The organism is Sphingobium sp. CFD-1 (genome assembly GCF_024611115.1).
Taxonomy (GTDB): domain Bacteria; phylum Pseudomonadota; class Alphaproteobacteria; order Sphingomonadales; family Sphingomonadaceae; genus Sphingobium; species Sphingobium baderi_A.
In genome coordinates, this window is sequence record NZ_CP084398.1 from 43,769 (window position 1) to 67,691 (window position 23,923).

The following is a 23,923-nucleotide window of genomic DNA, read 5'->3' on the forward strand; positions in this document are numbered from 1 at the left end:
CCAGAGTGACTGGAACGGGAGCATTCAGGCAGGCGGCAGCATGACTGCCGCCGCGCTCGTTTCAACCGGCCTCAAGAAAGCCTTCCCGGAAACCCGCCCCGATGGCAGCGACCGCAGAAGCTTTCCATCCATGCACACGTCATTAGCCTTTTCCGCCGCAGCGACGCTGCAGAACCGCTATGGATGGGAAGCAGGCATACCGGCTCAACTGGTGGCATCTTTCGTCGGGCTGGCTTGCCGAAGATATTCTCGACATTGACCTGCAGGCTGAATTCGGGCGCAACGGTGTAATAGAGCGCCCCATCAACCCGGGTATAGCCAGGCATAGCCACCTGATTGTCGGTCGCCGCGTAGCGTTTGCCCTGGTAGATCACACCCGCGCCAATGCCGAGCTGTTCGATCGGATCGAAGCGCGTCCAGAGCGAGGCAGCGTGCTTGGGTATATTCGGAAGCTGGTTGCCAGCGCGCACGGTTACGGTCCCGCCATTACCGGAAATATTGTCGAGGAAGGTTCCGTCCGAATAGGTATAGGCATCGACCATGCTCAACTGCTTTGTGATGCTGCCAGCAAGGCTCAATTCCACGCCCTTGGTCCGTTGACGGCCGATCGGCACCGTGGGTGAACTGGCATTGTTGGGATCCTGCAACGCCAGCACATTGTCGCGATCGAGCTGGAATATGGCGGCCGAGACGTTGAAACTGGGCACAATGTCCCATTTGGCGCCGATTTCGTAATTCTGGAACTTCTCGGGCGCGAGGCTCGCATTGGAAAGCGACAGGCCAGTCAGCTGGTCGCCACCACGCGGCTGATAGGTGCGCGAATAGCTGGCATAGATGGAAGCACTTTCCACCGGCTTGAAGATCAGGCCCGCATGCGGTGACCAGAGATTGTCGGTCACAAAGCCTGATAGTCGGCTCCCGGCTGGAATCAGAGAATTTTTTATCTGACGATTTTTTCGACTGAGGTGCGGTTCACAGCGTGCCGTCAGGCAGAGATGCGCGTAGGATTCCTGTTCAACCACGATCAAATTCATCAGGTTGGCCATAGCCTGCCAATCGCCCTCGCCCTTGGAAGGAACGGCTTTGATGGAGACATCCTGGTCGCAACGACCAACGAACGCCTGGCGAGCGAAGTGCGGCGGATCGCGGGAAACCTGCTCCATTCCAGAATCCGGCATATCCCTTTGTCACTGTCCCCGCGATCACGCAGGATTGTGAAGATGCTGGGCAGCGTGGTCCCGGCTGCCAAGCTGCTTGTCTATCGGGACAATCTGGATTTCTTCCGAAGCCTCGACATGCTCGTGGTTGCGGAAAAGACATCGCTGCTGCTGAAGTCCCGATACGGACTGTCCAACCTTTTCATGGTCCACACCCGCCATGGCGCCGGGGATCGGGCGATCGGTTTTGACAAGGCCAGCGCGGGCTTCGATCATATACTCTGTTCGGGTGAAAAAATCCGCCGCCGCCTGATCGTGGATGCCGGCGTCGATCCCGATATCATCAGCATCGTGGGCTATCCGAAGTTCGATCTGGTGCGCGCGTCAGGCCGGAGCCATCATATCGAACGCGATAGGCCCGTCATACTTTATAACCCACACCCGTCCCCGCATCTGTCCTCCTGGTACAGACATGGCCGCAAGGTGCTCGATTTCTTCGGCCGCCATCCCGAACGCGAACTGATCTTCGCACCGCATGTCATGCTGTTCGAGCGGCCTTTCGTGCTGACTATCGACAAGCTCACGGTCCGGCGCGCGGGGACCATCCAGAACCGCTACCTCCATGGCGACAACATCCATATCGATCTAGGCAGCCGCGCTTCCACCGACATGAGCTATACCATGGCAGCGGATCTCTATCTGGGCGACGCGAGCAGCCAGGTCTATGAATTCCTGCTTCGCCCCCGCCCATGCATCTTCTTCAACAGCCATGGCATCGACTGGCAGGGTGATCCCAATTTCGCCCATTGGCATGCGGGCGAAGTCATTTCCGGTCCCGCCCAATTGCAAGGCGCGCTCGACCGGGCCGACAAGCTGCACCAGGATCATTATCGAGCCGTGCAGGAAAGGATGTTCGCCGAGAGTTTCGATCTCGATGGTCGCCCGTCCTCCGAACGCGCGGCCGACATCATTGCGAAACTTGGGGAAGGGCACCGCATCAAACGCCAGCGAACCGGGGTCGCGGCATGATGCCACGCCTCACCATCATCCTGCCCTTCTTCAATGAGGAAGGCTGGATCGGTCGCACCGTCGCCAGCCTCACAGCGCAGAAGGACCAACGGTTCCGGCTGCTCCTGGTGGACAATGGATCGACTGACCGGGGCGCGGAGGAAGCCGCCCTCAACACCGCGCCGCTTGGCGAACGGGCAACAATCCTTTTCTGCCCGACACCAGGGAAAATCGAAGCATTGGCCGCCGGTCTTTCGCATGTCGAAACCGATCTGGTGGCCACATGCGACGCCGACACCCATTATCCGCCCGATTATGTGCGGCATGTTATCGCCCTGTTCGACACCGACCCATCGGCGGCCGCGGTGATGGCAATCGATCTCTATGCGGCGCAGGACGATCCCCAATCCCGAAAACGCGCTGCATGGATCATGCACAAGAGCCGGCGCTTTCAACGCAAATGCCATGCAGGAGGCTATGCCCAGGCGTTCCGCACCGATGCGCTTCTTGCCGCCGGGGGCTTCGACACCGGGCGATGGCCCTATGTGCTGGAAGATCATGAGATCGTCCACCGGGTCATGCACCATGGCCGGGCGCGCTATCATGCCGATCATGTCTGCTTTCCATCGGACCGGCGGGCGTCTCGCAACGCGGTGAGCTGGACGCGCGCCGAACGCCTGCTCTATCGTTACACGCCGGCCACCGCGCTGGACTGGTATTTCTATCGCTTCCTTGGCCCCCGCCTCGCCGCGCGCAAGAGTTTGGGCATTGCATTACGGCAGAAAGACTGGTCTTCGGCACAGGCATGACGGACCGCGCGGGCATTACGAGGCGCATCTTCAAGGGACTGGGACTGGTGCTGAGCGGAAAGGCCGGCGCTGGCCTCATCAGCCTTGTCTATCTCATCATCGCAGCGCGCGCGCTTGGCCCGCGGGACTATGGCATATTGGTGCTGGTCCATGGCTATGTGACGGCGGTTTGCGGCATCGTCGAATTTCCCGCATGGCAGGCCATCGTCCGCTATGGCGCCGAAGCGGCCGAAGCGGACATGCCGCACCGGCTGGCGCGCCTGCTCCGCTTCGGGACGGTCGTGGAACTGGCAGGCGGAGCAGCTGCGATTCTCGCGGCCATGCTACTCGCGCCGTTTGTCGGGCCGCATCTGGGCTGGCCGCCGGAAACAGTGGCTTTCGCCATCCCCTACAGTTTCGCTGTGCTGGGATCGGTTCGGTCCGCGCCTGCTGGCTATCTTCAGTTGATCGACCGCTTCGATCTCATCGGCCTGCACAATATCGTGCAACCCATGGTCCGACTGATCGGGGCCACATTGGCTTTGTTGATGGGCTGGGGACTGAAGGGCTTTCTTGTCGCCTGGCTGATCGCCGCTCTTGCTGAATTCGCGGTGCTCTGGGGAATGGGCCTGTGGTGCGCCCACCGCCGGCTGGGTTCCATATTACTGCACCCCGAACGGGGCAGCGCGAAGGCCGACAATCCCGGCATCTGGCGTTTCCTGGTCGCCAGCAATGCCGACGTCACCTTGAGCGAGCTGGCCGGGCGCATCGCACCTCTGATCGTGGGATGGATATTGGGACCGGCCATGGCGGGGCTTTTCGCGGTCGCGCAGCGCGCCACCGTCATCATCGCCCAGCCCGCGCAGATATTGGGCAATACAGCCTATGCCGAACTGGCGCGCATGGTCGCTGCCGGACAAGGCGGAGCGCCGCTCCGCCGCACCCTGCGCCGGGTGATCGGCATTGCCCTGCTCGCCGCCATGCCGGTCGTGATCCTTGTTGCCCTGTTCCCAACGCCCATCGTCACGCTGCTGGCAGGACCGGCGTTCAAGGCTGCGGGTGGATTGATGGTCGTGCTGGTCATCGCGCGCATGATCGCCGTGATCGGCCCGCCATGCAGCTCCGCCCTCTCGGCTATGGGCCATCCCGCCCTGTCGATGACTGCAAATCTTTTCGCCAGCCTGATCTTTCTGCCGGTCCTCCCCTGGCTGCTGCATCAGGCGGGCCTCATGGGCGCAGGTGTGCAGGCTGTCGGGCAGGCGATATTGGCCAGCGCCCTGCTGGTCGGGCTGGTCTGGCGACGGAGCCTCGACCATTGAAATCGATGCGGATCGCCTATGTCATCAATTCCGTCGAGGGGGGAGGCGCGGCGCAGCCCGTTCCCGCTATCGCCCGCGTGCTGCAGGATGCAGGCGCGCAGGTGCGCGTCTTTGCCCTGACGCCGCGAGACCGGCGCGGACTACCTGCCATGATCGAGGCTGGCCTTGATCCGATGGTGCGCGAAGGCGGCCCTGCCGATCATCTGGCTGCGGCGCTCTGGCTGCGGCGCGCACTCATCCAATGGGGCGCGACGCATATGTGGACCTCGCTCAGCCGCGCGACCATATTGGGGCTTGTCCTCGGACCGATGCTCGGCCTTCCGGTCATCTGCTGGCAACATGCCGCCTTCCTGAAGCCGTGGAACAGACGCCTGATGCGCGCCCTGCAATCGCGCGCATTGATGTGGGTCGGGGATTCGCAATCAGTCACGAAACTGACGGCCGAGCGGCTGGCGGTGCCAACCGACCGTCTGGCATGCTGGCCAATCTTCGCCGCCAACCCGGAAACGCCCCGCGCCACGCCTTGGCGACCGGGACAAATGCTGCGTATCGGTAGTCTGGGCAGGCTGCACCCGGTCAAGGGCTATGATGTGCTGATCGCCGCGCTTGCGCGGTTGCAGGCGGACGGTTTCGCGATGCCCGTTCCTGTGTCGGTCGAGATCGCAGGCGATGGTGCGGAACGCGGCCGGCTTGCGGCCCTTGTCCGCGATGCCGGGCTGACCGACATCCGGTTTACCGGCTATACCGGCGATCCGCAGGCATTTCTCTCAGCGCTACATCTCTATGTACAGCCATCCCGATCCGAAGGCTTTTGTATCGCGGCGCATGAAGCGCTCACCACGGGCCTGCCCGTGATTGCATCCGCCGTGGGCGAACTCCCCCATAGCATCCGGCAGAACATCACGGGCATGACCGTAGCGGCCGGAGACGCCGAAGCGCTTACCCTCGCCCTACGGGCGGTGCTCCATGATCCCGAAAGGTTGCAAGTCATGGGCGCAGCAGCAAGGGCCGACATGCTGGAGCGTTTCTCCTGGGACCGCTTTGCCACAACCGGCGCGGCGATCGTCAATCATCTCCGCCAAGCATCCGCCTGACATCAAGCGCCAGTCCATGGAGCGATGTATCGATACGCTTTACGTCAAACAGTGTCACATCCCCACATGCTGACAGCGTGTGCATTCCTTCACTGTAGACGCCCGCACTATCCGGCCGCGCAATCGCCTCGCCCGCTTCCGCATCGAAATGCCCTTCGTCCAGCCGGCTGATCCACAGGGGCCGCAGTGCGCCGCCATAGGTTGCCGTGCAATCCTGCACGGGCAGCATGATCCTCTCACCGATGCGGAGCGGCATGCCCCCGGGGCGCGCGGAACGGCGATCGATACGCACGGGATTACCCTCATGCGGGGTCCAGGGGCCGCACAGACTGTCGGCCCAGGCCACATGCAAATGGGAAATCTTCGTGAGCTTGCTGGTGGCAGGCGCATAGAAAAGCCACCACCGACCCTCATGCCGCATGATGCTGGCGTCCACTGGCACGCAATCGAGAAAGATGCGGCATTCGGTGCGCCAGTCGGTCAGATTTCCATGGTCGCGGTAGAGTGTCAGGCCTCCGGACCGATGCGCTTCGGGTAGCATCCAGACAGCGCCTTCTCCGGCGAATATCTGGGGATAGGACAAATGCCATGATTCCCTCAGGCAAGGTCGGCGATCAAGCAATTGCATGGCGGTGTCAAAGATCAGCGCTTCGATCGTCCCATGCCGCGTGCGATAGTCATACTGCTCCGTGAAGACATGAAGCCTTCCGCCTTGATCGCGCCATCCGAAGGGATCGGCCAGAAACTGGAAGGCGGGTTCTTCGGCGAACCAGGTCACGGACTCGCCGATACGGCCATCGGCAAGGATGGCTTCCACTGGCTTGGCGGCCAGGCCACATCTCCAGATATCCTTACGCCTCGGCATATCAGCGGCTATCGCATCCAAGCCGGGAAAAGCAAAATATTTGCAACGGCCATGACGCTCTGTCCAAGGCGAGCTGTCACTTACCTCGCCAGACGTTCCTCGCAAACGGTCTTGGTCACTGCCTGCAATTCGGCGATGCGTTCGGTCAGCCAATCCAGTTCAACGTCGCCGATCTTGCAGTGCGGCGAATAGCGCGCTTTCACATAGGCGGCGCGCAACAATTCGTAGCAGCACTTGCCGAACTTGGTGTCGGTCTTCCAGATATCGATCAGCCTTTCGTCCAGATGCTCCGCACGCTTCGACAGAAAATTGAGATCGTGCGATTTCGGTTGGTAGAGCAGCAGGGCCAGCATGATGCAATAATAGGCCCGCTCCATCGCCTGATGGAGATTGAACGCTGCTTGGTTACGCCATTTTGCCTGTTCTTTGGGATCATTTGACCTTCGAACTTCGACATGCTGTAATTCGGCTGTCCTCAGAAAGCGTTCCACTCCGCTGAACTCGCTATCATAGTAACGCTGGGCTTCTTCGTGCGCCTCTTCCTCGGTGAGTTCGCCGGGCTTCTCGAAAGGAAATCCCGGTTCCTCGAATAGCGCAATCCCTTCCTTGACGATGTCGACCCAGAAGTAACGGCCGCGCCGAAGCTGATAGTTCACATCGTCAAGGCTATGGATGATGAGGTTTAACGGCTGCGGCCAGCCGTGCAGCAACTCTCCGATGATCGGGAACACGTCTCGCTCCAGGTTACGCAGCACATCGTTGGAATGGATCGCCGCCCATTGCCCTTTCACCTTCTCATGCCATTCGCGCGCCACGCGCTCGAACGTGTTGCGCGATGCCTCCAGATTGGCTTCGATCCGCAGCTTCTTGACCACGGAGTGATCTTTCCCCTCATCAAGCTGCGCGCGCGTATCATCCCGCTTTCGCAGCATAACGCGTTTGAGGGCAAGCACAGTTCGGTCGGCGAGCGCTCCATGCTGGGAGTGTTTCAGGAGGTGGCCAAAAAGCTGGCAGATACGCCGGTTGGGGGGCTGGCGACCTTCGACCTGATGTTCGAGGGGATTCGCACCGCCCTGAAATCATCGGTTCAGCAGTCTATCCAACTGGCCGAGAAAAACCTTGGTGATGAATTTGCCGTTCGGGTTCTGAAAGTTCTGTTCCTTGTGAAATACGTCAAGGAATTCAAGCCGACTGCCCGCAACATATCGATCCTCCTGCTGTCCCGGTTCGAGGCGGACCAGACTGAGCAGCGCCGCAATATCGAGGAGGCTCTCTCCCTTCTGGAACGCCAGACGCTCATCCAGCGCAACGGTGAGGTCTATGAATTCCTCACCAATGAGGAAAAGGACGTCGAGGCTGAGATCAAGGCAATCGCCGTCGATCCCGCCGAGATAGAACGGCAGCTTGATGAACTGGCGTTCGGCGCGATTCTCCGTCACGCCAAAATCAAGCACGCTGGCACGGGTGTTGATTACGCTTTCACCCGCAAACTCGACAGCCACATACACCGCTATGGCTTGCCGACCTCATATGGGTTGCAATGTGGGAGTGGGTCAGGCCAGCGTCATGACGGCAGGTCGCCTTCCCTGCGCCCCGGCGGAAAATTCCCTGCAAGCCAACTCAGGGAATTTGCGCTGCGCTGGCAGAATTCTGCGACCTCCAGCGGGGAGCATCGGAGCATATCTTCGGGTGAACGGATGAATTCCCTGTAGATTTCGCTGCAGGCAGGGAATGTGACGCGCTTCAATCCACATGAACCGCCAATTTGAATGGGCAAGATCGGGGGCCCGTTCGTTTCGCCCGCGAGCGGGCCAAACCGTACTGCATGGAAGCGGCACAGAGAAAACGCCGATAAATTCCCTCCTGAGAGGTCCCATCCCGCTCTCCGCAGTGCGGCTCTCATCCGGAAAAGGCGCGGAATTGCGCCTAGAATTGGGAAATTACCAAGAAATATCAATAGATAGGACTAGATGGCGGAGAGGGAGGGATTCGAACCCTCGGTACCGTTGCCGGCACGCCGCATTTCGAGTGCGGTGCATTCGACCACTCTGCCACCTCTCCGCAGATGCCGGGACAAGTCGTTCCACGCGGGAACCGAACCAGCCACGCCTAGTCGAGGGGCGGCCATTAGCGAATGATTGCCGCCTTGCCAAGCAGCCTGGGGGCTATTTTTCTTGTGCGGGCGCAATAGAATCCTAAATTGGAAATATGACAGACGCGATTCAGATTTTTGGCGCAGGCGTTACCGCTCCGTCCATCGCCCATGCACGCTTCAGTATCGGCGATGTGGTGAAGCACTGCATGTTCGGATTTCGCGGCGTGATTTTCGACGTTGATCCAGTCTTCGCCAACAGCGAGGAGTGGTATGAATCGATTCCTGCGGAATTGCGCCCCGACAAGGAGCAGCCCTTTTATCATCTTCTCGCTGAAAATGGCGAAGCCAGCTATGTCGCTTATGTAAGCCAGCAGAATCTGATAACCGACGATAGTGAGGAACCTGTGGACCATCCGGCGATCGCCGGCATGTTTGGAGCCTATGCAAACGGCAAATACAAGCTGCGCCCGCTTCACCGCCACTAGAAATGGTGGGAAGCCATGGGGGCGAAGGCTGCTGGTTGCGGCCCTTGTCGCGCTGGTCTTCCCCGCCTTTGCGCTTTCTCAGGCGGCGGAGCAGGATTCCTCTCAGGTCCGGGTCAACGCCGATCCCACATTCCCTTTTTCTCGCGAGATTGAAGCATTCGCCCAAGCGAACGAGAAGGGCGCGGCCGTTTCGAACGCCACGCTCTTCCTGGGCAGCTCCAGCATCCGTCTCTGGGATATCCAAACCAGCTTTCCAGATGTCGGCACGGTAAATCGCGGGTTCGGCGGCGCCACCACCCGTGACGTGCTGCATTATTATCCGCGGCTGCTCCCGCCTGCCAAACCCCGGTCCGTGATCGTTTATGTCGGGGAAAATGATTTGGCGGCCGGCGCCCATCCACAGGATGTAGCGCGCGACGTGCTGGTATTGCTCAAGCGGCTTCGCGCCGATTATCCCAAGGCCCATATCGCCTATCTTTCCTTGAAGCCCAGCCCGATTCGTTGGACGCTCTGGCCCAAAATGGCCGCCGTCAACATGACGATCGCGGCGCGCGCGCGCGTTCAGGGCTTCGATTATATCGATGTGAGCAAGACGCTGCTTGCGCTTGATGGCCTGCCCGATGCTTCCCTGTTCCGGAAGGATGGATTGCATATGAACGCGCGTGGCTACGACCGCTGGACCCATATGGTTGATGCTTATCTCGACCATGTGGGGATCGACGATAGCCGTGGCACGGCAGCGTCCTGATCCGCCCATTTTATCGCAAAGTTGGCGAGAGGGATCCAGTCTGGGCACTTTCCTATTGATCCAACGAAAAGCAATATTATTACGATATCCACTAAGGATATAACCACTGCGGGGGAACATCAGGTGACAAGCGATCCGGCGAAGGCCGCACCCATGGCGGAACTGACGATCCGCGGAGTCATCCTGGGGGCGCTCATCACGCTGCTTTTTACCGCAGCCAATGTGTATCTGGGCCTAAAGATCGGCCTGACCTTCGCGACTTCGATCCCGGCGGCTGTCATTTCCATGGCGGTGCTGCGGCTGTTCGCTACCGGCACGATTCTGGAGAACAACATCGTCCAGACCATCGCCTCGGCCGCAGGGACGCTCTCGGCGATCATCTTCGTGCTGCCTGGCCTCGTCATCATTGGCTGGTGGCAGGGCTTCCCTTATTGGCTGTCGGCCTGCACCATCGCGTTGGGCGGCATACTGGGCGTCATGTATTCCGTGCCGCTGCGCCGCGCACTCGTCACCGGCTCCGACCTCCCCTATCCCGAGGGCGTCGCTGCCGCCGAGGTGCTGAAGGTCGGCGCGGGTTCCCGCGAAGGGCTGGAGGAAAACAAGCGAGGCCTTGCCGCCATCGTCATGAGCGCGTTTGCCGCCGCCAGTTTCTCCATCATCGCCAAGACCCGCCTGATCGCGGAGGAAGCCGCCACCTTCTTCAAGTTCGGTTCGGGTGCGACATCCATGTCGACCAGCTTTTCCATGGCCCTGATCGGCGTGGGACATCTGGTCGGCCTGTCGGTCGGTCTGGCGATGTTTGTCGGCCTGCTGATAAGCTGGACAGCCATCGTTCCTTATCTGACAGCACCCTTGGCTGCTGGCGCGGACCTAGCGGAGGTAGTCGGCACGACCTTTCGCATGAAGGCGCGCTTCATCGGCGCGGGCACCATCGGCATCGCCGCAATCTGGACTCTGCTCAAGATCCTTGGCCCGATCATCAGCGGCATCCGTTCCGCCCTTGCCGCCAACCGGATGCGGAAGGACGGCAATGCGGGATTGCTGGAGCTGACCGAGCGGGACTTGCCCATCAGCATCGTTGGGGGCACGATCATTGCCTCGCTGATCCCCATCGGTATATTGCTGTGGGTCTTCGCGCAGGGCGGGCCGATCGCTGCCAATCCGCTTCCCGTCATTGCGCTGACGCTGGCCTATGTGTTGGTCGCGGGCATCGTCATCGCGTCGGTCTGCGGCTATATGGCGGGTCTGATCGGCGCGTCCAACAGTCCGATATCGGGCGTCGGCATCTTGGCCGTGCTAGGCGCTTCGTTGATCCTCGCGGGGATCTACGGTTCAGGCAGAGATATGACGCAGACTCAGGCGCTGATCGCCTATGCCCTGTTCGTGACTGCCATCGTTTTCGGCATCGCCACTATTTCCAACGATAATCTTCAGGACCTGAAAACAGGCCAGCTTGTCGGCGCAACGCCATGGAAGCAGCAGATTGCGTTGGTGCTAGGCGTGATCTTCGGAGCCATTGTCATTCCGCCAATCCTCGATCTGCTTAACAGCGCCTTCGGCTTCGCGGGCGCACCGGGCGCGGGGCCGAACGCGTTGCCCGCTCCACAAGCGGCGCTGATTTCCGCGCTGGCGCAGGGCGTTCTGGGCGGCAATCTGGACTGGGGGTTGATTGGTTTCGGTGCGCTGATCGGCGCGATCGTGGTGGCCATCGACGAACTGCTGGGCAAAGCGGGCAAGCTGCGCCTGCCGCCGCTCGCGGTGGGCATGGGCATTTATCTGCCCATGGCGCTGACGCTGCTGATCCCGGTGGGCGCGGTCATCGGCCATTTCTATAACCGCTGGGCCATGCGGCAGTCCAATCCCGACTTTGCCGAGCGCATGGGCGTGCTGATGGCGACGGGCTTCATCGTCGGGGAGAGCCTGTTCGGGGTAGCCTTCGCGGGCATAGTCGCAGCGACTAACAGTGACGCGCCGCTGGCGCTGGTGGCGGAAAATGGCTGGGCCGTGCCGCTTTCGGTTATCGCCTTCTTCGGCGTGATCGCGGCGCTTTATGCGAGGCTGCGGCGTTGGGCGAGTGCGTCGCTGGGATAAGGATTGGCCGCCGTCGTTCCCCACCTAACAAAAGAGGGCCGCGTTTCACGCGACCCCCTTCCTTCTTCCCGAACCCGTCCGCGGATCAGAAGGCGTAGCGCGCCATGATCTGAAACACCGGTCCGGCTTTTTCGCTTTCCAGCTCATATTCGTCGAAGTCGCGGTCGATCTGGTCCGCGATATTGTCGAACTTGTTGAAAGCTTCTCTTTTCCTGCCGTTCAGGAGGTTGGAGCCGACCGCACGGATGGTGAAAGTCTTGCCGAACCGCTTTTCGACGAAGATTTCCAGTTCCGCACCATAGGTGGTGGTCACTTCCTCCGCGATCACCCGGCCAAAGGCGCTGCCCTGCTTGCGGTATGTCGCGCCGAAAGCCGCGCCAAAGTCGGGGAAATCCTGAATGAAGCCGAAATTATAGACATATTTGGACTGATCGTTGAACCTGCGCTTGCCGATAAAATCCCGCACTTCGCTGTCCAGCCAGGACAGGTTGCCGAACACGCCAGTATTGGGCAACCCTACAAAGCCGAGGTCGGTCGACAGGTCGAATTCGACGCCCCATACCTTGCCGTCGCCGACATTGCGCGGCTGATAGACGAAGGTGCCTTCGCCTTCTGAACCTTCGACCCCGGTGTTGGTCAATTCGATCAGGTCCTTGACCTTGCGATAGAAGATATTGGCACCGAAAATGCCGCCCGTGCCCATCCGATGCTCATAACCCAGGTCAAAGCCCCAGGCGCTTTCGGGCCGCAACTGCGGATTGCCTAGCAGGTCGCTGTCGCCCACTTCTTCCTCCAGCAGCGCCGGGGAGATATAGTTGAAATCGGGACGGCGCAGCGTCCGCGCGACCGATCCGATGATGCGGTCGCTCTCGCTCAATGACAGTTTGAACGAGGCGGAGGGCAGCAGCTTTTCATAATCGGCCCTTTGATCGGCGAGCGCGGCCGCTACCGTATAGTCGGTGAAGCGTACCTTCGTCGTTTCGTAACGCAGGCCCGCTTCCCACTTCAGCCTGCCGGTGTCACCTTCGACCAGTGCGAAGACATCACGGCGCTTTTCGCGGATGCGGTTGTCACCGCCGTCAACCGGCTCGAAATCGTCGAACGCCGCCGCCAGATTGTCCGGGTTCTGTTTGAACTGATCCCAGGTTGCGCTGGCGTCGCTCTCCTGCTCGCTTTCGAACATGCCGGTGCGGCGCCTTTTATCCTGATAATAGCCGCCGAAAACGAATTTCGCCTGCTCGCCCAGCGGCACTTCATGCTCCAGTTTCACGGAAAATTCGGTGTCGCGAATATCGGTCCGGGTTCGCTGGCCCGAAAATTCCAGATCCTCGAAATCGATCTCATTTTCGGTTTCGATGCGATCTTCGGTGAAGCGCGCATAGCCAACGCGGACGGAACTCTTACCCGCCGACCATTCATGGCTCAGCTTGCCGTCGATAGTGTAGTTTTCCTGATCGATATCGGCGATATTGCTATTGTCGGTCAGCAGATTGCCCACTGGCACCGGCCCAATCACCGCAGTCGCATCGTCATATTCGAAGCTACGCTCCGTTTCCTTGCGGTCGGTGCGGACATAGAAACCATTCAGCTTGAAATCGGTGGTTTCGCCGTCAATCTCATAGGTGCCGTTGAAGCTGTAATCCTTGCCATCGCGGGTGTCCGTCTGATCCTCGCGATTGTCGAAATCGTCGGTCGCATAGTCAGGATTATTTTCCGGCGAATCACCATAGCGCAGGCTTTTCTTGCGTTTGGGGTTATGGCGGCCCTGCAGGTTCGCACCCAGCAGCAGGCGGCCTGGTCCGGCCTTGCCGCCCCAGACCAGACCCAGGCTCGGCTCCAGCTCGTCGTCGTTGAACAGCAAGCCGCCCGCGCGGACATAGCCACCGTCCAGTTCATAACCGTCGCGCAAATTGATGTTGAGCGACCCCGCCACCGCGTCCCCGGTGCGCCGGGCGGAGGAGGAGCGGATGATTTCCACGCTGTCGATCAGTTCAGCGGGAATACGGTCGAGGAAAAAGCTGCGGTCGGCGGCCGAACCCGGCACACGCTCACCGTTTATCAAGATCTGGGTATAGCCCGGGGGCAAACCGCGCAGACGCGGAGCATCGCTTTCGATCACGTCCGACAGAAAGGTGACGGAAGGCACGCGCTTCAGCGCGTCGCCGGCGGTCAGCGGTTCAAAGCGCTGGAAATAGTCTGTGCCATATTTCAGCACCGGCTCTGGCGTATCGGTACGGTCGCGGTAGCCGATCCCTGCGATGACGACGATCTCATTGGCCGAAGTAATCGGTCCGTCTGCGCGTGTTCCTTCGTCGGCCGGAGCGGGTATGGATTGCGCCATAGCAGAAGCAGAAAGAAGCGCGACAGACGCGCAGCCAAACATGACCCACTTATTCGTGACCATTATCACCCCCTGTTTATCGAGATAAATTGACGCACGGAATTACTGTTGTATCTAGCGCATCTGATTTAGCGGATATGAGGCAACAATGACCGGATCGTGTAGGAATCATTGCAGTTTTATGATATTATGCGTCAGTTTTATTACGATGACAGCGTGCACAACTGGCGAGACGGAAATCCTCATGGCCCGGCGCATCGCCAACGCCGCGCCGGCCGTAAACGTTACGGCGCGTGGTGAAACCGTTCCGGTGGGAACCGCCAATGCGGACGCGGCGGACGATCCGGCAATCTGGCGCAACGCCGCCGATCCGGCGCAAAGCCTGATTGTCGGCACCGACAAGAAGGCCGGTCTTTATGTCTATGGGTTGGACGGCAAGGCTCGTGACTTTCTCGACGCGGGCCGGGTCAATAACGTCGATTTGCGCGACGATGTGCCGATCAACGGCAGTAACGGCATCCTCGTGGTCGCGAGTGACCGCAACGATATCGCCAATGCCAGGCTTGCCCTTTTCCGCCTTGATCCCACGACCGCCAGGCTGACGGCTTTGGGGAAAGTCGAAGCGGGCACGGGTGAGGCCTATGGCATTTGTATGTCCCGCCAGGGGGGAACTACCTACGCCTTCATCGTCCTGAAGGATGGCACGGTGAATCAGGTCGCGCTCGACACCTCTGCGGCGACACCCGCCGGCCGGATCGTCCGCACCATGAAGCTTGGCACTCAGTCGGAAGGCTGCGCCGTAGATGACCGCACGGGCATTCTCTATGTCGCGGAGGAAGATGTCGGCCTTTGGCGTTTCGATGCCCGTCCCGACGGATCAACCACCCCGACAAAGATCGCCGCCGCCGATGGTCGGAATCTGGTTGCCGATGCCGAGGGCGTCGCCATCGCACCGATCGGGGAAAAGGATGGCTATGTCCTTGTTTCCAGTCAGGGCGACAACGCTTATGTGGCCTACCGGATCAGCGATGACAGCTATGCCGGGCGCTTCCGTATCGCCAATGGCGTCATCGGTGGGGCAGAGGAAACCGATGGCATCGACCTGATGCTGGGCGATTTCGGTCCCGATTATCCTGGCGGACTCTTCATCGCGCAGGATGGCCACAACGCGACCGTCGCGCAAAATTTCAAGCTGGTGGCCTGGGACGATATCGCCCGCGCATTGGGGCTGACGAAATAAGCCCCTATTTTCACACATGAAAACAGGGCGGTGGGCATCCACCGCCCTTTCCTTTTTTATTTCTTCGTTGCGAACCAGCGTTGCAACGCTGGTTTCAGCCGCGCACGGGTTTCAATCCGCGTCTTGATGCCCGCAATGGCGCGATCCACCACCTTGCGCGATTCGGGCGTCAGATATTGGGCCGCATAACCGTCCAGCTTCTGCGCCATGGCCGGGTCCGCAGAACCGCCGCCCAGCCGCGCCAACGCCTGCGAACGGGCCGAAACATCGATCAGCGCCTCATATTGCTGGCGATGGGCCAGCACATAGTCGACAGCGAGCATCGGATGCTCATAACCCACCTGCGCGATGATGGCTGCGCTGGTGGTCTTGCCCGGCTCGTCCGTCAGCGCGAGGTCGAGCGCCTGGCCAGCGAGCATCTCATCCTTCGTACTCCCCAGCAGCGCAAAGAGCTGGCTCTTGTCGAGATCGGTCTTTGCGCCGTTCGCCATGGCGCGCAGCTTGTTCCATGTCGCCTGATCGGCATTTTTGGCGATGATACCCAGCCAGACATTGCGGAGGGGGCCATCCAAAGCCGCCGGGTTGGAACCTAGCGCAGCGAAACGGCGATTGGCCTCAACCGCCACCGTCTTGTCGCCGACCGCGCCCAGCGTCGAAACGAGGCTGGAGCGCAACACAGGGATCTGCGCGCCTTCGCCCTGCTTCGCATCATAACCGATGGCGGCCAGAAGCGGCGTCAGCTTTGCCGAGGCATAGGCCGCGATCCTGGCCTGCGCGGCGGCGTCGCCATCCAGCATCTCATGGGCGCTTTCCAGATAATCCGGCACTTGCGCCAGCACGGCGGGACTAGCGCTGCCGGGCACCGCATCGACAAGATCGAGCGCGAGGTCCATCGGCTGATAGCCGCCAAGGCCAAGCTGCCAATTGTCCGCCAGCAGGCCGATCTGGTCGATGGAGGGGAATTTCGTGAAGTTTTTCGCCAGCGCCTGCACATTGGCGGCCGGATAGAGCGAGCGATAATAGCCCGACTGCCCCGCATTGACGACATAGGCACCGCAGCCTGGCAGGGTGATTTGCCCCTTGCCGCTCAGGATCATGCGCTGCGTCGCACCGCCTAGCGTCTGCGCCATGACAGGTACGTTCCAGTGCAGTGGCGTCCCGCCCTTCCGGTCGCGGCTGAATTCGCCCTGCGTCAGGAACAATATGGTGTTGCCGCCCTTGCACTGCGCGCTTTCCACCGTGACCAGCGGGATGCCCGGCTGGCTGGTGAAGTCGTGGGCAATGGACACCAGTCCCTTGGCCCCCGCACCTTCGACCGCCTGCCACAGGTTGTCGGTTACCGTGTTGCCATAGGCATGTTGCTGCATATAGGCGCGGATGCCGCTGCGCCACACATCCTCCCCGGCATAGCCCTCTAGCATGGTGATGACGGCTTCGCCTTTTTCATAGGTGATCGCGTCGAACGCCTGATTGACCTGATCGACCGTCGCAATCTTTTGGACGACGGGGTGGGTGGTCGCCAACGCATCCAGCCCCATGGCGCTTTCGCGGCCACCGACCCGGTTCAGCAGCATTTCCCATTCCGGTTGCAGCTTGTCCGTCACCTTGGTCGCCATCCAGCTCGCAAAGCCTTCGTTCAACCAGAGGTCGTCCCACCAAGCCATCGTCACGAGGTCGCCGAACCATTGATGCGCCATTTCATGCGCGACCGTTTCGTAGATGCGGCGCTTCTGTGCTTCGGTGGTGAAGCGCGGGTCGACCAGCAAGGCGCGCTCGAAAGTGAAGATCGCGCCCCAATTTTCCATGGCGGAAAAGAATTGGCTCTGACCCGGCCCCGCGACATTGTCCAATTTGGGCAGTGGATAGGGGACGCCGAAATAGTCGTTGAACCAAGGCAAGATGGCGGCGGAGGCATCCAGCGCCAACTGCGCCTTGCCGGTGTTGCCCTTGCCCGTGATGACGCCGACTTCGGTGGCGCCGGCCATCTTGGTGGCGCGGTCCAGTTCGCCAAGGCCGAAGAACAGCAGGTAGGAGGACATTTTGGGCGTGGTGCCGAAGGTCACCTGCGTCCTGCCTCCGCCCAGATCCTTGCTGTCCTTTACCGGCATGTTGCCGACGGCCATCTCGCCCGTGGGGACGATAGCCGACAGATCGAAAGTCGCCTTATAGCTGGGTTCGTCCCAACTCGGTACGAAGCGCCGCGCGTCGGGCGCTTCGAACTGGGTAAAGAGAGCGCGCTTCGCCTGTCCCGCATTGTCCGTATAGTCGAGCGCGAAAAGCCCGTTCGCCTGCGTGGCGATAACGCCATCATAGGCGATGTCGAGCCGATAGCCGCCCGGCGCAAGCGCCTTGCCGAAGTTCAGCGTCACCGTTTGTGCGGCGGCGTCCACTTTGGCGATGCCCTTCACCGGCTTGCCCTTGACGGGGGTCAGTGTCACCGCCCCGAAATTGAGGTCGGCCGCGTTCAGCACCAGAACGGGCATGGCCTGCGTCACGTTGAGGTCGATCGCCACCCTGCCCGTGAACTTGAGGTTCGGGGCATCCGGCGTGACCGTGATCGCATAGTGGCTGGGAGCCGCGCCGCGCGGCAATTGCGTTGTCACCGTCGCGGCCGGACCGGGCTGTCCCTGCGCGAGGGCGGGGACGGCAATGGCGAGGGGGGCAGCGGCGAGCAGCAAGGGCAGCATCTTCGAAAATGTCATCTGGTTCAGACTCCGACACGTCATGAACGGCGCAGCCGGGACGGTCACGCGCCTTGATGCAAAGCGGCATCGGCTGTTTCGGTTCGCCGGTCAAGGCAGGCGGTCGGACGCGGGAAGGAATTGTCGTGCAATTGCAGGCTTGCGCTGCGACTGTTAGGTGTCTTTCCTTGGCAGGATAGCGGACAAACACAGCCTGAGCCCACTGACAAAGGACATGCATGCGAAATCGACTGACGACCTTCATTCTGGTGGGCATGATCCTGGGCATTGCCACGGGATTCACCGCCAATCTGTGGGTCGGCGGCGACAAGGCGCTGGCCAAGGAGGTGGCAGGCTACTTTCATCTTCTGGCCGACATTTTCCTGCATCTCATCAAAATGATTATCGCGCCGCTGGTATTTTCCACGCTGGTCGCGGGCATCGCCCATATGGGCGACAGCGCCGCGCTGGGACGGATCGGCGGACGAGCGCTGGGATGGTTCATCATCGCCAGCCTCATCTCGCTGGCGCTGGGCCTGATCCTCGTCAATTTCTTCGCGCCGGGCGAGGGATTGAACCTGGTGCGGTCGGGCGCGGCTTCCAGCGTCAATGCCGAGGCGCTCAATTTCCGTGATTTCGTGCTGCACGTCTTTCCTACGTCCATGGTGGGGGCGATGGCGGAAAATTCCATCCTCCAGATCGTCGTCTTCTCCCTGTTCGTGGGCGTGGCGCTGACCGCCATCGGCGACAGGGGCAAGCCCATCGTTACCGTGATCGAGGCGATGGTTGAGTTGATGCTGCAGGTGACGGGCTATGTGATGCGCGTGGCGCCCGTCGCCGTGTTCGGCGCGTTGGCGTCGGCCATCACGACCGAGGGATTGGGCGTGCTCAAGACGTTCGGCGAATTGGTCGGCGAATTCTATTTGTCGCTGCTTGCGCTGTGGCTGCTGCTCTGCGGGGCGGGTGCGATCTTCCTGGGCAGACGGATATTTACTTTGCTGCGCTATGTGCGCGAACCGGTCCTGATCGCCTTTTCAACAGCTTCGTCCGAAGCGGCCTATCCCAAGATGCTGGAGCAGCTTGACCGCTTCGGCGTCCCGCGCCGAATATACAGCTTCGTGCTGCCGCTGGGCTACAGCTTCAACCTTGATGGGTCGATGATGTATGCGTCCTTCGCCACCATCTTCATCGCGCAGGCCTATAATATCGACCTGCCGATCGCGACGCAGATTACCATCCTGCTGGTGCTGATGGTGACGAGCAAGGGCATCGCCGCTGTGCCGCGCGCATCGCTGGTCGTCATCGCCGCGACGCTGGGGCAGTTCAACCTGCCAGTCGAGGGCATTGCCTTCATTCTGGCCGTCGATCATTTCATGGACATGGGCCGCACCGCCACCAATGTGCTGGGCAATGCCATCGCCACATCGGTCGTCACCAAATGGGAAGGTATGCTGGAAGTGGAGGAGCCCGAATACGGAATCCCGCCCAAGGCACCTGCTCATACTCCGTCGCATGGCCGCGCAGGGCTGGAACTGGCGGAGGATATGGTAGACGATGATCGACCGGGCTGAAGACGGCAAATGATGAAGGGCGCGCAGCGGATCGGGGCGGCTGTCATCGCATTGACCGCCGGAGCGGGGCTCGCGATCCAGTTCAGCACGACTTTGGAACAGATGGGATCGGTCGGAGCAACGCTCTGGATACTTGTCCGTTTCTTCACCGTCCTCACCAATATGGCTGTGCTGCTCGTTTTCGGAAAGATCGCGTGCGGAGTGCGAGTGACACCTCGCCTGATCGGCGGCGTGACGCTGGCGATCCTGCTGGTGGGGGTGATTTATGGCCTGTTGCTGCGTGGCCTTCTCAGCCTGAGCGGTGGGGCGCTGCTGGCCGACACGCTTCTGCACAAGGCGACGCCGATACTGACGGCGCTGTGGTGGACCGGATGGGCGCCCAGGGGCCTTTCATGGCGTGATCCATGGTTATGGGCGGCCTTCCCCGCTGCTTATCTGCCCTACGCGCTGGTGCGTGGCGCGCTGGAGGAAACTTACGCTTATCCCTTCATTGATGTGGCGAAGCTGGGCCTTGGACAGGTGCTGTTGAATGCGGTCTTGATCGCCATCGGTTTTTTGATGGCCGGGCACCTGCTTATATGGATCGACCGGCGGTTTCGGTGAGCGTCAGCGGGCAGCCTGCGCTGCCCGCGTCCACCAGATCAGCGTATCGGCGAATTTCGGGAAGCCCCGGTCCAGCGCCGCGCCACCATCGCCCTGCGGCCGTCCCGCTTCATCCAGCGCATCGCCAATCTGGCCGACGCTGAGGCGTTCGGGGATCACCGTCATGCCCATGGCGGACAGCGTCACCGTCCAGTCGGCATGGCTGTTGACGCCAGCGAAACGGCCTGCCGAATAGCTGGCGATGGCGGCGGGGCGGCGGTCGAATTCCTTGAGATAATGATCGACCAGATTCTTGAGGCCCGGCTGGACGCCGCGATTATATTCGCCCGCGACAAAGACGAAGGCGTCCGCAGCGGAGAGGCGCTGGGCAAGAGCGGACATGGCGGCGGGCGCTTGTCCCGGTGGATAGTCGCTATGGCGCAGGTCCAGCATCGGGAGACCGATTTCCTTTGCGTCGATCAGTTCGGCGCGATGGCCCAGTTCCGCAAAACCATGAAGCAAATAGTCAACTAAACGGATTCCCAGGCGGCCGCGCCTGTAGGAACCGTATAGGATGAGTATGTCGAGCGCCATGCGAGCCTCCCTTGTCTGTAGAAAGTGTCGCATTGGCGCGTGGCGGCGTCCAGACCGGAACGGACGGCCTGTGCGTTTCTCAACTTTGCGCGAAACGATTGGCAGCGATCAGCGCAGCTTCGCGATGGAAAGCCCGTCCTGCTTGGCGCGGGCCTTCACCGATTCCTCGCTGCGGGTGAGGGCCTTGGCGATCGCCTTGAGCGCCATGCCCTTCTTCGCGAGCGTGTGGAGCTTTTGCAGCTCGTCCGCCGTCCAAGGTTGCTTGTGGCGCTCGAAGCGATCTCCAGCCATCGGATCAGTCCGCGAAGGGGTCGCGGACGAGGATGGTGTCCTCGCGTTCCGGGGACGTTGAAACCAGCGTGACCGGACAGCCGATCAGTTCCTCGATCCGGCGGATATATTTGATCGCCTGCGCGGGAAGTTCGGCCCAGCTCCGCGCGCCCGCGGTGGTGTCCTGCCAGCCTTCGATGCTTTCGTAGATCGGCTGCGCCTTCGCCTGATCCTGCGCGTGGGCGGGAAGATAATCGTAGGTCGTCTCGCCGATCTTGTAGCCGACGCAGATTTGCAGTTCCTCGAACCCGTCGAGCACGTCGAGCTTGGTGAGGGCGATGCCGGTGACGCCCGACACGGCGACCGACTGGCGCACCAGAACCGCGTCGAACCAGCCGCAGCGGCGCTTACGGCCCGTGACGGTGCCGAATTCATGACCGCGTTCGCCCAGGCGCTGGCCGGTTTCGTTTTCCTGCTCGGTCGGGAAGGGACCGGAACCAACGCGGGTGGTGTAGGCCTTGACGATGGCGAGCACAAAGCCCGCGCCCGAAGGACCAAGGCCGGTGCCGCTCGCCGCCGTGCCCGCCACCGTGTTGGAGGAGGTGACGAAGGGATAGGTGCCATGGTCGATGTCGAGCAGCGTGCCCTGCGCGCCTTCGAACAGGATGCGCTTGCCCTGCGCCTTCGCCTGATTGAGCGTCAGCCAGACGGGCTTGACGAAGGGCAGGATGAAGTCCGCAATGTCGCGCAATTCCGCCATCAGCGCGTCGCGGTCGATAGGCGCTTCGTTGAACCCGGCGCGCAGCGCGTCGTGATGCGCGGTGAGGCGGTCAAGCTGCGGGCCGAGATCGTCGAGATGGGCAAGGTCGCACACGCGAATGGCGCGGCGGCCCACCTTGTCCTCATAGGCCGGGCCGATGCCCCGGCGGGTGGTGCCGATCTTGCCCGCGCCCGATGCATCCTCCCGCAGGCCGTCAAGGTCGCGGTGGAAGGGCAGGATCAGCGGGCAGGTTTCCGCGATCTGGAGATTTTCCGGCGTGATGGCGACGCCCTGCCCCCTGAGCTTGGCGACTTCTTCGCGAAAGTGCCACGGGTCCAGAACGACGCCGTTGCCAATGACGCTCAGCGTGCCGCGCACGATGCCCGAGGGGAGCAGCGAGAGCTTGTAGACCTTCTCTCCCACGACCAGCGTATGGCCCGCATTATGGCCGCCCTGAAAGCGCGCGACGACGTCGGCGCGTTCCGACAGCCAGTCGACGATCTTGCCTTTGCCTTCATCGCCCCACTGGGCGCCGATCACCGTAACATTTGCCATGGATATAGTCCTTCGCCCCGCCGCGCGGACCCGGCTTGCCCTTCGACGGGACTCGGCAAGCGGGCGGAATAGGGTGGGCGCGTGTCGCCCTGTGCGGGGCGGCGGTTAGCCGCGCCAGCCCCGTAAAGTCAAGTCAGTAAGCGCGCGGCTCCATGCCGTCGAGCCAGTGCGAGCAGCGCAGGCGCTCCCCATTCTCATCGCCGGTCAGGGCGGCGATCGTATGCCAGCCTTCGCCGCGCAGCGCGGCGGCGCGGTCCGCATCATGGCCGATGGGGAGGAACAGGCGCCGCACCGGCTGGCTGCCGAAACCGGCGTCGATCAGCGGATCGGGATAGAGCGAAAAGCCCATGGCCGGTTCGTCCGCGCCATCGGCGCGGGTGATGGCGTAGCTGCCGCCCCGCCCGATTTCACCGATGAAACCGTCCGCGAAGGCCGAGAAGCCGAACCAGTTCTGATATTCAAAGCCGTGGCGCTCGGTCGGATCGAGCGTCAGGGTGATGTCCCAGCCAATCGGTTTGGCGATGGCGCGCAGGCCCGCGATGCGGCTGTCGATGGCGCCGCCAAGCTGCGCGTTCAGGGCTTCGAGGCGCTCCATCGCGGCGTGGAAGGGGCCGGTCGCCTCGATCAGCGGGAGATAGGCGGCGGCGGCGGGACTGATCGCGGCGAGCGCGCCCGCATCCTTGGCGTCGAGTTCGTTGCGGACGGCTTCGATCTCTTCCGGGGCAAGCGGCAGGGGGCCTGCAGCCAGCGTGTCGATCAGGTCCGGCAGGGTGAAGTCGATGGTGAGGCCGGTGACGCCCGCCGCCTGCAATGCCTCTATCGCGACATTCACGATCTCGACGGCGGCGGCGACGCTATCGCTGCCGATCAGCTCCGCGCCGACCTGAAGGCGTTCGCGCTCCGGGCGAAGCTGGTTGGCGCGCAGGCGCAGGACCGGGCCGGAATAAGAAAGACGCAAGGGGCGCGGCGCGCTGGCAAGGCGGGTGGCGGCGATGCGGCCCACCTGCGCGGTCATGTCCGGGCGAAGAGCCAGGCTGCGCTGCGATACCGGGTCGATGGCGCGCACCAGATCCTGTGCGCGCATGGATTTGAGGCGGCCGACCAGCGTGTCCTCAAACTCCGCGAGGGGCGGCATGACCCGTTCATAGCCGTGGGTGGCCACGGTATCGAGCACGCGGCGCGCAAGCCGCGCGGAGGCTTCCGCCTGCGGTGGCAGGCGGTCGGACAATCCTTCAGGCAGGAGGCCGGGGGGAAAGCTCATAGCCCCCTCACCCCTTGGCAGGAGGGCTGGGAAGAGGGGGCATCGCGCAACGCTTGAGCAATCACACTCAACACTCCCTCAATATTCCCCATCACGTCAGGATTCGAAAAACGGATCACATGATACCCCAGCGATTCCAGAAACTCTGTTCGCCGCGTGTCATAGCGATCTTCGGCGGAATGTGTATCCCCGTCGATCTCCAGGATGAGTCTGGCCGCTTTGGAGGCGAGATCCACGATATAGGGCGCGATGATCGTCTGGCGGGTGAATTGGCGATTTTCGAAGCGGTTGGCCCGCCAAGCGAGCCAGAGTTTTTGTTCGGCGGGTGTGGAGGTGGAGCGCATGGATTTTGCGCGTTCCTTCAAGGTTGCATCCAGACGCATCGGCGCTCCCCCTCTCCCGACCCTCTCCCCAAAGG

Annotated in this window: 21 protein-coding genes and 1 tRNA gene; 11 read left to right on the forward strand and 11 right to left on the reverse strand. The window is 61.5% G+C overall.

Translation table 11 applies throughout. The features are described 5' to 3' along the window. Nucleotides 1–71: 71 nt before the first annotated feature. Entirely contained in the window at nucleotides 72–1,163 is a 1,092-nt protein-coding gene (locus LDB26_RS00230) for a TonB-dependent siderophore receptor (protein ID WP_257539629.1), read from the reverse strand. 57 nt (nucleotides 1,164–1,220) lie between these two features. Here LDB26_RS00230 and LDB26_RS00235 point away from each other — a divergent pair, with 57 nt between their 5' ends. From LDB26_RS00235 to LDB26_RS00250, 4 genes are read left to right on the forward strand one after another with little or no spacing between them, the layout of a single operon-like run. Next, nucleotides 1,221–2,186, forward strand: a complete 966-nt coding sequence (locus tag LDB26_RS00235; RefSeq protein ID WP_257539631.1) for a hypothetical protein — start codon at nucleotides 1,221–1,223, stop codon at nucleotides 2,184–2,186. After that, the gene (locus LDB26_RS00240; RefSeq protein WP_257539633.1) at nucleotides 2,183–2,974 is read left to right on the forward strand and encodes a glycosyltransferase family 2 protein; all 792 of its coding nucleotides are present in this window, start codon (nucleotides 2,183–2,185) and stop codon (nucleotides 2,972–2,974) included. The genes LDB26_RS00235 and LDB26_RS00240 overlap by 4 nt, the downstream gene beginning before the upstream one ends. After that, nucleotides 2,971–4,272 (forward strand): lipopolysaccharide biosynthesis protein, encoded by a 1,302-nt coding sequence (locus LDB26_RS00245; protein ID WP_257539636.1) that lies wholly within the window; start codon nucleotides 2,971–2,973, stop codon nucleotides 4,270–4,272. The genes LDB26_RS00240 and LDB26_RS00245 overlap by 4 nt, the downstream gene beginning before the upstream one ends. Before the next feature lie 5 nt (nucleotides 4,273–4,277). Further along, nucleotides 4,278–5,366, forward strand: a complete 1,089-nt coding sequence (locus tag LDB26_RS00250) for a glycosyltransferase family 4 protein (RefSeq protein WP_257542213.1) — start codon at nucleotides 4,278–4,280, stop codon at nucleotides 5,364–5,366. Here the strand turns inward: LDB26_RS00250 and LDB26_RS00255 are convergent. Both LDB26_RS00255 and LDB26_RS00260 read right to left on the reverse strand, forming a co-directional pair. After that, on the reverse strand, nucleotides 5,338–6,231 hold the full coding sequence (locus LDB26_RS00255; protein WP_257539638.1) for a formyl transferase: 894 nt from the start codon (nucleotides 6,229–6,231) through the stop codon (nucleotides 5,338–5,340). The two genes, LDB26_RS00250 and LDB26_RS00255, sit on opposite strands and share 29 nt — an antisense overlap. A gap of 80 nt (nucleotides 6,232–6,311) precedes the next feature. Beyond that, on the reverse strand, nucleotides 6,312–7,106 hold the full coding sequence (locus LDB26_RS00260) for a HEPN domain-containing protein (RefSeq protein ID WP_257539640.1): 795 nt from the start codon (nucleotides 7,104–7,106) through the stop codon (nucleotides 6,312–6,314). Nucleotides 7,107–7,109: 3 nt separating this feature from the next. Between LDB26_RS00260 and LDB26_RS00265 the strand changes: the two genes are divergently transcribed. Next, nucleotides 7,110–7,943, forward strand: coding sequence for a hypothetical protein (locus LDB26_RS00265; protein WP_257539642.1), 834 nt, complete (start codon nucleotides 7,110–7,112; stop codon nucleotides 7,941–7,943). A 259-nt stretch (nucleotides 7,944–8,202) separates the two neighbouring features. Here the strand turns inward: LDB26_RS00265 and LDB26_RS00270 are convergent. Next, nucleotides 8,203–8,292, reverse strand: a tRNA-Ser gene (locus LDB26_RS00270). A 147-nt stretch (nucleotides 8,293–8,439) separates the two neighbouring features. On the opposite strand from LDB26_RS00270, the gene hspQ reads away from it, so the two are divergent. From hspQ to LDB26_RS00285, 3 genes are all read left to right on the forward strand, one after another. Further along, nucleotides 8,440–8,811: a heat shock protein HspQ gene (hspQ, locus tag LDB26_RS00275; protein ID WP_062062820.1), complete on the forward strand. Its 372-nt coding sequence runs from the start codon at nucleotides 8,440–8,442 to the stop codon at nucleotides 8,809–8,811. Next, the gene (locus LDB26_RS00280; protein ID WP_062062822.1) at nucleotides 8,768–9,559 is read left to right on the forward strand and encodes a GDSL-type esterase/lipase family protein; all 792 of its coding nucleotides are present in this window, start codon (nucleotides 8,768–8,770) and stop codon (nucleotides 9,557–9,559) included. Before hspQ ends, LDB26_RS00280 begins: the two co-directional genes overlap by 44 nt. A gap of 153 nt (nucleotides 9,560–9,712) precedes the next feature. Then, the gene (locus tag LDB26_RS00285; protein WP_373886217.1) at nucleotides 9,713–11,650 is read left to right on the forward strand and encodes an OPT family oligopeptide transporter; all 1,938 of its coding nucleotides are present in this window, start codon (nucleotides 9,713–9,715) and stop codon (nucleotides 11,648–11,650) included. Between the two features lie 85 nt (nucleotides 11,651–11,735). Here the strand turns inward: LDB26_RS00285 and LDB26_RS00290 are convergent, their stop codons facing one another. Next, on the reverse strand, nucleotides 11,736–14,054 hold the full coding sequence (locus LDB26_RS00290; RefSeq protein WP_257539646.1) for a TonB-dependent siderophore receptor: 2,319 nt from the start codon (nucleotides 14,052–14,054) through the stop codon (nucleotides 11,736–11,738). A 145-nt stretch (nucleotides 14,055–14,199) separates the two neighbouring features. On the opposite strand from LDB26_RS00290, the gene LDB26_RS00295 reads away from it, so the two are divergent. After that, nucleotides 14,200–15,231, forward strand: coding sequence for a phytase (locus tag LDB26_RS00295; protein ID WP_373886147.1), 1,032 nt, complete (start codon nucleotides 14,200–14,202; stop codon nucleotides 15,229–15,231). A gap of 56 nt (nucleotides 15,232–15,287) precedes the next feature. Here LDB26_RS00295 and LDB26_RS00300 read toward each other — a convergent pair whose 3' ends face one another. Further along, complete coding sequence (locus tag LDB26_RS00300) at nucleotides 15,288–17,933, reverse strand: M1 family metallopeptidase (RefSeq protein ID WP_257539650.1); 2,646 nt, start codon at nucleotides 17,931–17,933, stop codon at nucleotides 15,288–15,290. Between the two features lie 218 nt (nucleotides 17,934–18,151). Here LDB26_RS00300 and LDB26_RS00305 point away from each other — a divergent pair, with 218 nt between their 5' ends. Together LDB26_RS00305 and LDB26_RS00310 are read left to right on the forward strand one after the other, a co-directional pair. Then, a complete protein-coding gene (locus LDB26_RS00305; RefSeq protein WP_257539652.1) occupies nucleotides 18,152–19,483 on the forward strand; it encodes a dicarboxylate/amino acid:cation symporter in 1,332 nt (443 codons plus the stop codon). A 9-nt stretch (nucleotides 19,484–19,492) separates the two neighbouring features. Next, on the forward strand, nucleotides 19,493–20,086 hold the full coding sequence (locus tag LDB26_RS00310) for a Pr6Pr family membrane protein (protein ID WP_257539654.1): 594 nt from the start codon (nucleotides 19,493–19,495) through the stop codon (nucleotides 20,084–20,086). A 3-nt stretch (nucleotides 20,087–20,089) separates the two neighbouring features. Here LDB26_RS00310 and LDB26_RS00315 read toward each other — a convergent pair whose 3' ends face one another. From LDB26_RS00315 to LDB26_RS00335, 5 genes are all read right to left on the reverse strand, one after another. After that, nucleotides 20,090–20,659 (reverse strand): NADPH-dependent FMN reductase, encoded by a 570-nt coding sequence (locus LDB26_RS00315; protein ID WP_257539657.1) that lies wholly within the window; start codon nucleotides 20,657–20,659, stop codon nucleotides 20,090–20,092. Nucleotides 20,660–20,767: 108 nt separating this feature from the next. Further along, entirely contained in the window at nucleotides 20,768–20,950 is a 183-nt protein-coding gene (locus LDB26_RS00320) for a hypothetical protein (RefSeq protein ID WP_021245469.1), read from the reverse strand. A 4-nt stretch (nucleotides 20,951–20,954) separates the two neighbouring features. Continuing rightward, entirely contained in the window at nucleotides 20,955–22,244 is a 1,290-nt protein-coding gene (locus LDB26_RS00325; RefSeq protein ID WP_257539661.1) for an adenylosuccinate synthase, read from the reverse strand. Between the two features lie 133 nt (nucleotides 22,245–22,377). After that, the gene (locus tag LDB26_RS00330) at nucleotides 22,378–23,505 is read right to left on the reverse strand and encodes an ATP phosphoribosyltransferase regulatory subunit (protein ID WP_257539664.1); all 1,128 of its coding nucleotides are present in this window, start codon (nucleotides 23,503–23,505) and stop codon (nucleotides 22,378–22,380) included. Next, the gene (locus LDB26_RS00335) at nucleotides 23,502–23,888 is read right to left on the reverse strand and encodes an endonuclease domain-containing protein (protein ID WP_257539666.1); all 387 of its coding nucleotides are present in this window, start codon (nucleotides 23,886–23,888) and stop codon (nucleotides 23,502–23,504) included. The genes LDB26_RS00330 and LDB26_RS00335 overlap by 4 nt, the downstream gene beginning before the upstream one ends. Between the last annotated feature and the right edge of the window lie 35 nt (nucleotides 23,889–23,923).